At 51.8% G+C, this 517-nt stretch carries 1 protein-coding gene; it reads left to right on the top strand.

The window, feature by feature from the left end:
- Window positions 1-82: 82 nt before the first annotated feature.
- Window positions 83-517: ABC transporter permease subunit (locus tag WH277_RS01295; protein WP_339503920.1), on the top strand; the 435-nt coding region annotated here is incomplete at its 3' end.

Here is a 517-nt window from a genome sequence, read left to right as displayed (position 1 = left end):
ATATTAAAGGGCTGGTACTCAGCCCGTTTGGCAATGCCTCATTTGCCGGTGTTTACCGCGATGGCGGCGAGGAGAAATCACCGTGATTATCTATACGCTACGCCGTCTGGTTTTGTTTACCGTTACGCTGTTTATGTTGACGCTGCTCGGCTTCAGCCTGAGCTACTTTACGCCACATGCACCGCTGCAGGGCGCGTCTTTAATGGATGCCTGGCTGTTCTGGTTCAAAGGGATTTTACAGCTCGATTTTGGCGTTTCCAGCATTAACGGCCAGTCGATCAATCTGCAGCTGAGTGAGGTGTTTCCGGCCACGCTCGAACTCTGCTTTATGGCATTCAGTGTGGCACTGCTGGTGGGAATACCACTGGGTATTGCCGCAGGCGTGATGCGAAATAAGTGGCAGGATAAAGCGATTAGCGCCGTGGCGTTGCTTGGATTTTCATTACCCGTATTCTGGCTGGCATTGCTGTTAACGCTGTTCTTCTCACTGAATCTCGGTTGGCTTCCGGTATCCGGT

Origin of the sequence: Erwinia sp. MYb416, assembly GCF_037479575.1 — a bacterium.
In the GTDB taxonomy this organism is placed as follows: domain Bacteria; phylum Pseudomonadota; class Gammaproteobacteria; order Enterobacterales; family Enterobacteriaceae; genus Erwinia; species Erwinia rhapontici.
Note: the sequence above shows the minus strand (reverse complement) of the source record. Positions and strands in the feature narration are given on the sequence as shown.